Raw genomic sequence first — 8,830 nt, 5'->3', positions numbered from 1 at the left:
TTAGTTAAAGCAGATTTTCTTCCTCAGTGCAACCTAAGTCGATGCTTTCTCACGAGTGCGGGTTCATTTTCTAGGTTGACTTCGGCTTCCTTACCAGCATTTATTGAGATGTTGCCAATAATGGTTGAGGAGATGATATTTAACCAGTTAGGATGACCTTGATAAAGTTCGCTCAGTTTCGTCCATTTCTCCTCATTTTTTAAACCGTATTCTTTGAAGATTTCTTCAAATTCTGTTGTTAAACCTTGCAGGTATAAAGTTTTAATTTTATCGGATTTTAAGGTGACAAAATCTCTGGGAAGTTCCCAACTAATTAAAATCAAGCAACTTTGATGAGATGTGGTAGCAATTTGATGAAAAAATTTATGATAATCCTGACAGTCGGGTAAATATTTACCTGCTAATTCCCCCGGTTTAAAAATATTCTGCACATCATCAAGAATAATTAAACAACGATAGGAGCTTAGATAATCTATTATATCAGGTAAGGGGGTTGATAGAGATTGGGCGAAAAACTGTTTTAGATCATCTTTGAGAGCGATTAATTGAGGAATATTTTCCAGACTGCGATAAATAATATAATCAAATTGTGGGGCAATTTCTGAAATTAATTTAAGGGTTAAAGCTGTTTTTCCGATTCCAGTTAACCCATAAATGGTAATTAATCGAGTTTTATTATCTAGCCATTCTTTTAAGGTTGATATTTCTAACTTACGTCCACAGTTATACCTTAATTCAGGGGCTTTTGTTAAGTCAATCATGGGAGATTTATTATTATGTAAAGAATATGATCGGTTTTGGTTATCATTAGTCGTTTGAATAATTTGACCACCAATATTGATGTTATCAATTTGTAACAAACAATTCCCCGAATGATAAGCTTGAGAAACCCGATATTTTCTTTCTAACTTGGATCGTAAATTATCTTTATTAACATCTTCGTCTAATACCTTACCCAACTTTTTCCATAAGTTAGCAGCCTCTTTTTTAATATGAGATTCACTACAACCATTAAAAGATTGAGCAATTTGCCAATATTTTTGACCTTGCCAAACCCCTGTCAAGATTGCTTCTTGTACTGGTGTCAGATGAGACTCCACTTTCTCAAACATTAAATCATCAACATATTGCAAAACTTGGTCAATATTATTCATTTCTGGTTAAAAAATTAGAGGGTTAATCCAATATATTATACCAAACGGAACTAAGACTGTACCATAACCTACCTATAAATTGTGTACCAAAGCCTACTTTTGTACTAAAATCAAACGCTACAATACTGAGATGTTAGGTAAATCAAGCTAATTAGTCCTATTTGCTTGCTAGATTGTCATCATAGCCCATTTTGCGGTGACATGATCATCTTTTCCCTTTCAAAAATCAATGAAGTAATCTTTAAGTTATGTATCAAGAACAACTGAGTAGCGCCAAGCCTGGATTTATCCTGATTATGATTGATCAGTCAGCTTCAATGTCAGATAAATACGCCAATTCAGATAAAGCAGATTTTGCCGCATTAGCCGTTAATCGAGTCATCGGAGAAATTATTACAGCTTGTTCATCGGGTAATGAGATTAAAGACAGATGTTTTGTGGCGGCGGTTGGCTATGGAGCAAGTATTAATGTACTATTTCTAGATAAAGCCTCAGATTTGGCTAAAAATCCCAATACAACAACCCTTAAGAGAAAAGTCTCTGATGGTGCAGGTGGGTTGGTTGAAGTGGATGAAGTAATGCGAGTGTTTGTGAAACCGACTGCAAGTAATGGAACACCAATGGCTGAAGCCTTTAAACAGGCTTATACTGGGGTAGAAAAATTTATTTCTAATCATCGCGATAGTTTTCCACCTGTTGTGATTAATATAACCGATGGAGAACCTAATGATTCTAATGCTGCTACTACTGAAGCGAAAAAACTAGCACAACTTAAAACAAGTGACGGTAACGTGATTGTTTTGAATGCTCATATTTCTAACGCATCAGCAGGGAAAATAGAGTTACCTAGTGACAATGCTGGTTTTAGCAATAATAAATTTGCTAACTTTTTGTTTGATATTTCCAGTGTGCTTCCTGAGCCTCTTGCTGAGAGTGCCAAAAATGCGGGTTTTAATGTTCAACCTAATGCCAGAGGTTTTATCTTTAATGCTGATGCTGAAGCACTGATTAAACTTCTTCAATTTGGTTCTCAAGGAGCATTACGCTAAAGTTATTGTCATTAATTATGCAATCTGATCATAAAGTTTCAGTCATCCGTCGGTTCAGTCATAGAACTCATAAAGAGATGGAAACCATTAGCGGTTGTCAAGATAATTTTAGCTGTAATGAAGCTAAGAATTGTTTTGCGATCGCCGATGGTGCAACTCAATCATTTTACTCAAGTATATGGTCAAAACTTCTTGTTGATTATTTTTGTGAAAATCCCCAGATTGATAAAAACAATTGGCAAGAATGGCTTGAACTAATTCAGCAAAAATGGTTAGAAGAAGTTAAAGCAGAATTAGAAAAAGCAAAAAGCGGTAATAATTTTGCCTGGATTGAGATTTACAATGGTTTGGAGCGTTCTAAATCAGCAATATCTACCTTTATTGGGTTACAATTTATTGAAAATCAAGCAAAAATCTCAATTGTTGGCGATAGCTGTCTGTTTATTTTTCAGGGAAATCAAATTAAAACCTATTTATTGAAAAAATCAACGGATTTTAATAATCAACCTGAATATTTTGGAAGTCGCTCTAAAAATAATGATCATGAGCCAAAATTTTTAGACATCGAATTAAAATACAAACAACATTCAGATAAGCTTTATTTTGTACTAGCAACTGACGCTCTAGCTGAATATATTTTTAAATATACAGAACAGCAAAGAGATATTTTAACAACTTTACTTACAATTAATTCAGAACAGGAGTTTGAGAATTTTGTAAAATCTGCTAGACATAATGGCACGATAAAAATGAAAAATGATGATGTCACTTTAATGATTTTAGAAGTCAGTGATGGTGAAATCGTCAGTTTGCCTACACAAACCAGAAAAGAAAATCAAAAAAATCCTCCTATCATTTTACCTTCAAGTAATGAAAATAAACAGCCTTTTAACGAAGATAAAAACAATTCTTCAAAAGTAGAAGAAGAACCTAAAGACAATACTCCTGCTGAAAATTTAGAAGTTACTTCTGGTTTTGCCAAAATAAGATTCAATCTACAAACATTATTAAAATTTCTGCCATCTTTACCCATGACGCACCGCAATTCGAGAGGAGTTTCTTCTTCAAGTCCTCAACTGAGAGAAGACAAACCACCCGTAATTAAAGGAATAGATGGAATCCGTAATCTTCTCCTTGTTTTTATTCCTTTAAATATATTCTTAACTATACTCTCCACTGCGACCATATTATATTTTATTTCTCAGACAGCTAACAAAATAAATAGTATAAAAACTGAACAATCAAGCAATTCAAATTCATCTAGTCAAGTCACTAAATATGAACCTAAATATATGAACCTTGAAAAAGGAAATAAAATCTACAAAGATCAAACTTTTCAAGAAATTATTATTCCTGCTTTATCTGACTCATCTCAGGTTTTAATTTTAGAAGAAGGAGACAAATGGATTAAATTTCAGATTGATCTTTATGCTAATCAAGCAATCTTGAATCAATGTTCTACTTGTGCAAGGGATGAAATAGAAATAAAACCCAAGACAAATCTGAGAACTTTGGCTAGTGAATCAGAAAGGGATGTTTTTGGACAATTAAGCGAACCATCAAAGTTTAAAAAACTTGAATTTGATTCCCTTCCCAATTGGTCTAAATTTACATTTGTGGGGTATGTAAAAAAATGAAATATCCGCTTAGAACTGACTATGAAACAGTCGTAAAATACCCTGATAGATTTATATACGATGGTATTTTACAACAAGGAAAGCCTGTTAAGCAAAAGCAAAATCAGAACTTTTTACTGTCTCATAATGGCGGAAAAGCCGTTGTTTATGAAATTCAAACTAATCCTAAAAAATATGCCCTTAAATGTTGGATAGAAGATTTAGGGGATCTAAAAATTCGTTATAAGGCGATTGATGCCTATCTTAAAACAGTTCAACTTCCTTATTTTGTTGATTTTGCTTACCAAGAACAAGGAATTTTAGTCAATGGACAAAGATTTCCCATTATTAGAATGGAATGGGTTGATGGTATTAGCTTTAAAGACTTTATATCTAATAATATTAATAACCCGACTTCTATCCGTAACTTTGCCGAAAAATTCTTAGAAATGGTTAAAATTCTCCATCAAAATAATATTTCTCATGGAGACTTACAACACGGTAATATTATAGTGCGTAAAAATGGTGATCTATGTTTAATTGACTATGATAGTTTATATGTTCCTCAATTAAGCAACGAAACCGACAATATTAACGGACTCCCTGGTTATCAACATCCTAACAGAAATAAGTTATCTAAATTAAGTCCAAAAGCTGACTATTTCTCAGAAATGGTAATTTATTTATCATTGCTTGTTCTATCAGAAAATCCCAACTATTGGCAACAAATACAACAAGAAGAAAGGCTACTATTTTCCGAAAAAGACCTAATTAAACCTAATTCATCCAAGATTTTCAAAGAACTTAAAAATCTTTCTCCTGAGATTGTGTATTTTACCCAAGAATTAGAGAAATTTTGTCAACAATCAAATATTGAAAACCTACAACCTCTTGAAAATTTAGTCAACAATTACACAGGAGCTAAATGGAGTTTTGTGCCTCCTACTAACCCTATTCCAATCGTTACTTCACCTGTTCCTGTAGTTAATAATCCTACTAATTGGGGTTTTACATCTAATAATTCTACTCCATCCCCATACCCTCCTCCCTCAAGTCAAGGATGGACTTTCTCCCCTAACGGAGTTCAAACTCAAACCAGTCCAAAAAATACAAAATCTTCAGATCCCTGGACAAAACTTGAAACCAATTCATCAAGTGCTTGGGATAAATTTGACACGGGTAAAACACCACCTCCAACAGATTGGGATAAACTCCATCAACAACCTCGAAAAGAAGCACCAGTACCTATTCCAGATGAAAACATTTGGGATAAATTTGATAATATTTGGAAGAAACTTACAACATCTGTATCATCTATTTGGAACAAAATTTTGAACTGGTTTAATTAGCTATCTGATTATTCTGTGCAGTTCTCCTATCCTAAAATCAACCCCATTGCTTGATTAATAATTTTATTTTTATCAACCATAGCTTCAATTTCTTCTGGTTTAAGTAGGTGGGTGGAATTAAATATAAAATGAACGTAGGTTGGGTTGAAGCATGAAACCCAACGCCCGATTATGTTACGCTACCGCTAACCCATCCTACAAATAATTGTGCCTACCTACTTATAAGGATGGGCAAAAGGCAAGAGGCACTCAGGCAAAAGAAGGAATAGATAATCAGTCTTTAGTAACTGGATTTAGTATAATTCCCATTTCATAATTCATAATTCATAATTCATAATTCCCTGATCAAGATGAATTTAGAAGCAATCATCGGCGAGGAAATTAAACAATCAGCAGCGGGTCGAATTAGCTTCGAGCGCTGGATGGATTTAGCTCTCTATCACCCCGATTATGGCTATTACACCTCTGGAAAAGTAGAAATTGGATCAAAAGGAGATTTTTTTACTTCCTCGTCCCTAGGGGCAGATTTTGGCCAATTGTTGGCAGAGCAATTTGTCGAGATGGCGGAATTTTTAGGTAATTCGCCTGGATTTACTTTAGTGGAAGTGGGAGCAGGTTCGGGAATTTTAGCGAAAGATATCCTTGATTATTTAAGTGATAGCTATGCTGATTTTTATCAAAATCTCAGTTATATAATTATCGAACAATCTCAGAAACTCAGGGAAAGACAACGGGCAACTTTAGCGGGATATTCCCCGGTATCTTGGCAAAGTTGGCCGGATTTAGCCGATAATTCCCTTGTGGGTTGTGTGTTTAGTAATGAGTTAATCGATGCTTTTCCTGTCCATCGAGTTGTGATCGAGTCGGGAGAATTACGAGAAATTTATCTGGGATTGGGGGAACCTTTTCAGGAGATTATCGGAGATTTATCTACTGACAGAATCAAAGACTATTTTGATTTAGTGGGGATAAATATTCCTTCACCACTTTATCGGGAGGGTTATCAAACCGAGGTAAACTTATTAGCTTTAGACTGGTTAGAAACCGTTAATCGGAAACTCGATCGAGGTTATATCTTAACCATAGATTACGGTTACACTGCCGAAAAATATTATCATCCCCAAAGAAGTCAAGGAACCCTACAATGTTATCGACAACACCAGCGTCATGATCATCCTTATTTGTGGGTGGGAGAACAAGATATTACCACTCATGTGGATTTTACTGCTTTACAACGTCAAGGGGAGAAATTAGGCTTAAAAAATCTCGGTTTTACTCAGCAAGGATTATTGTTAATGGCTTTGGGATTGGGAGATAGATTAAATCAACTTTCTCAAGGAAAAATCGATATATTAACGATATTTCAGCGTCGAGATGCCCTACATCAATTAATCAATCCCACCGGTTTAGGAGGATTTGGAGTGTTAATTCAGGGGAAAGGAGTAGAGGAAAAAATACTTCAGGGATTAAGTAAATAACTAAAAAAAATAGGGCTGAATGCTGTTAACTTTCAGCCCCAAGAAATAATTAAGCTCCTACGGATTCTTTAGCAGCATACATTACCTCTAAAGTTATTTCACCAATACCTCGCTCCCGGGCAAATTTTTCGGTATTTCGTTTGACTTTCCCCCGCACAAAACCGGGTATTTTCTGCAATTCTACCGTAGCTTCCTTATTCCAATTTAGGTCAGAATCTGCCGAAATACCTTTAGTAATTACCTCTTTGGTATCATGACCACCGAATATCTCTAATAGGTGATCTTCCATACCCAAAGTAAAGGAATTATAGACCAAATCGGCGATCTGATTAGTGCCTTCGTAACCTAAGAAAGGTTTATAACCGAGGGGGAAATTTTGGATATGAATAGGTGCGGCAATGACTCCACAGGGAATATCTAAACGTTTGCCGACGTGACGTTCCATTTGAGTACCAAATATCGCCGCAGGTTCCAACCGAGCAATAGCATCTCCTATCGCCCCATTATCATCACTAATTAACACTTCATCGCAATATTCACTCACTTGTTCCCGGAACCAATCCGCATCATACTTGCAATAAGTACCCGCTAAAACCACATGAATTCCCATCTCTCTGGCGAGAATTTTTGTCATAGCGGCTGCGTGGGTATTATCACCAAAAACCACCGCTTTTTTCCCTGTCAAATTCTGACAGTCAATGGAACGAGAAAACCAAGCAGCTTGGGAGATATGCAGAGTTTGTTCATTGATAAAATCTTCGTAATCTACTGCTGCACCTTGGGCATTAATTACCTCTTGGATTTTGCGAATACAGCGCGCTGTTTCCACCACTCCCATGGGGGTAATATCAACGTAGGGCATAGCGAATTCACTTTCGAGATATTTGGCTGTCATTAATCCCACTTCTCGATAGGGAACCAGATTAAACCAAGCGCGGGGCAGATTTTTTAAGTTGTCCACCGAAGCAGCTTCGGGGATAATTTCGTTAACTTCAATGTCCAAATCTGCCATTAACCGCTTTAATTCCGTGCGATCATGTTGGTTATGGAAACCGAGGGTGGTAATACCAATAATATTAACCGAAGGTTTAGGGGTTTTCTGGGAGATAATTTCCCCTTTTCTCTGGGCCTTATCGAGATAATATTTGATAATTTGATAGAGAGTTTTATCGGCCGCTTGTAGTTCATTATAGCGATAGTGGTTAACATCGGCCAGCAGCACATCTCCTTGGGCATCCTGTCGCGCTCTTTCGACAAAGTTTTGTAAATCCTCTTGGAGAATGCTGGAGGTACAGGTGGGGGTTAAAACGATTAAATCGGGACTTTCTTCGCGATCTTTGCGAACAATATTATCGACGACTTTTTCTTGGGAACCCCGGGCTAAAACATTACGATCGACAATACTAGCAGTGACGGGGGTAAAATTACGCTCCCTTTCCAACATCGAGCGCATGACGTTAAAATAATCGTCTCCCAGAGGAGCGTGCATGATAGCATGAACATTTTTAAAGGAACTGGCGATCCTTAAAGTGCCAATATGAGCGGGACCCGCATACATCCAATAGGCCAATTTCATAGAGGGTTCTCCTACAGTCAGACTTTTTTGATTGTCTCAGACTTTACCGATTTAGGAGTGAACGCTTAACGGAAGATTACAAAAAGTCCCCATGCAGATTAAGTATCTTTTTGGGGAAAAATGACACAAATATTAATATTAACTTTTTTAACAATTTATGTCATGAGGGCAAAAATTTCTTTACCGACCGCTTGGTAACAAAGCCAACCGAAATTCGACCGGGGGTCGGGATAATCTTTGACGATGACTCCCTTTTCGGCCGCTCGTTCAAAAGCAACTAAACGGGGAATTTCTCGCTTAAATAGCGGTAATTTCGCTTCTTCTAGAGCTTTCCGCGCTTCCCGTCCTGTTTTTGTCCGTGAATCCACTTGGGTTAACAGAACTCGATAATTATCGGTCATCGTGGACAGCAATTCTACCGCTTTAATCGTGACATCGATATCGAGATGATTGGGAGTGGTGGGTAGGATTAATAAATCGCTGCCCTGAGCTAAATCTTTTAACTCGTCTGGCTCCGGCCGGGCCTGGGTATCGACGATAATATGAGTGTATTGTTTCACCAGTCCCGTCGCTCCAGCTTGGGACGCTACCATAAAAGGAAGGGTGTC

7 protein-coding genes are annotated in these 8,830 nt (G+C 36.7%); 4 read left to right on the top strand and 3 right to left on the bottom strand.

Going from position 1 to position 8,830, the window contains the following annotated elements; all coding sequences use genetic code 11:
- Nucleotides 1–23: 23 nt before the first annotated feature.
- Nucleotides 24–1,154 (bottom strand): helix-turn-helix domain-containing protein, encoded by a 1,131-nt coding sequence (locus PX481_RS28150; protein ID WP_288027674.1) that lies wholly within the window; start codon nucleotides 1,152–1,154, stop codon nucleotides 24–26.
- Between the two features lie 248 nt (nucleotides 1,155–1,402).
- Between PX481_RS28150 and PX481_RS28145 the strand changes: the two genes are divergently transcribed.
- The 4 genes from PX481_RS28145 to PX481_RS28130 all read left to right on the top strand — a co-directional run bounded on the left by PX481_RS28145 (nucleotide 1,403) and on the right by PX481_RS28130 (nucleotide 6,646).
- A complete protein-coding gene (locus tag PX481_RS28145; RefSeq protein WP_002761564.1) occupies nucleotides 1,403–2,203 on the top strand; it encodes a vWA domain-containing protein in 801 nt (266 codons plus the stop codon).
- A 17-nt stretch (nucleotides 2,204–2,220) separates the two neighbouring features.
- A complete protein-coding gene (locus PX481_RS28140) occupies nucleotides 2,221–3,840 on the top strand; it encodes a PP2C family serine/threonine-protein phosphatase (RefSeq protein ID WP_002761563.1) in 1,620 nt (539 codons plus the stop codon).
- The gene (locus PX481_RS28135) at nucleotides 3,837–5,168 is read left to right on the top strand and encodes a protein kinase domain-containing protein (RefSeq protein ID WP_288027673.1); all 1,332 of its coding nucleotides are present in this window, start codon (nucleotides 3,837–3,839) and stop codon (nucleotides 5,166–5,168) included. The genes PX481_RS28140 and PX481_RS28135 overlap by 4 nt, the downstream gene beginning before the upstream one ends.
- Nucleotides 5,169–5,518: 350 nt before the next feature.
- Nucleotides 5,519–6,646 carry a class I SAM-dependent methyltransferase gene (locus PX481_RS28130; RefSeq protein ID WP_288097237.1) on the top strand — a complete coding sequence of 376 codons (1,128 nt, stop codon included), beginning with the start codon at nucleotides 5,519–5,521 and terminating at the stop codon, nucleotides 6,644–6,646.
- Nucleotides 6,647–6,695: 49 nt separating this feature from the next.
- Here PX481_RS28130 and bchB read toward each other — a convergent pair whose 3' ends face one another.
- Both bchB and PX481_RS28120 read right to left on the bottom strand, forming a co-directional pair.
- A complete protein-coding gene (gene bchB / locus PX481_RS28125; RefSeq protein WP_002761981.1) occupies nucleotides 6,696–8,222 on the bottom strand; it encodes a ferredoxin:protochlorophyllide reductase (ATP-dependent) subunit B in 1,527 nt (508 codons plus the stop codon).
- 155 nt (nucleotides 8,223–8,377) lie between these two features.
- Nucleotides 8,378–8,830: P-loop NTPase family protein (locus tag PX481_RS28120; RefSeq protein WP_288097235.1), on the bottom strand; the 453-nt coding region annotated here is incomplete at its 5' end.

It is taken from the genome of Microcystis sp. M53603_WE2, from assembly GCF_030065435.1.
This window is presented reverse-complemented; position numbering and strand designations above follow the sequence as displayed.

Excerpts from the sequence above, each read along its gene's own strand:
- PX481_RS28150 (WP_288027674.1), bottom strand. The coding sequence starts at position 1,154 with ATGAATAATATTGACCAAGTTTTGCAATATGTTGATGATTTAATGTTT.
- PX481_RS28130 (WP_288097237.1), top strand. The coding sequence starts at position 5,519 with ATGAATTTAGAAGCAATCATCGGCGAGGAAATTAAACAATCAGCAGCG.
- PX481_RS28140 (WP_002761563.1), top strand. The coding sequence starts at position 2,221 with ATGCAATCTGATCATAAAGTTTCAGTCATCCGTCGGTTCAGTCATAGA.
- PX481_RS28145 (WP_002761564.1), top strand. The coding sequence starts at position 1,403 with ATGTATCAAGAACAACTGAGTAGCGCCAAGCCTGGATTTATCCTGATT.
- bchB (WP_002761981.1), bottom strand. The coding sequence starts at position 8,222 with ATGAAATTGGCCTATTGGATGTATGCGGGTCCCGCTCATATTGGCACT.
- PX481_RS28135 (WP_288027673.1), top strand. The coding sequence starts at position 3,837 with ATGAAATATCCGCTTAGAACTGACTATGAAACAGTCGTAAAATACCCT.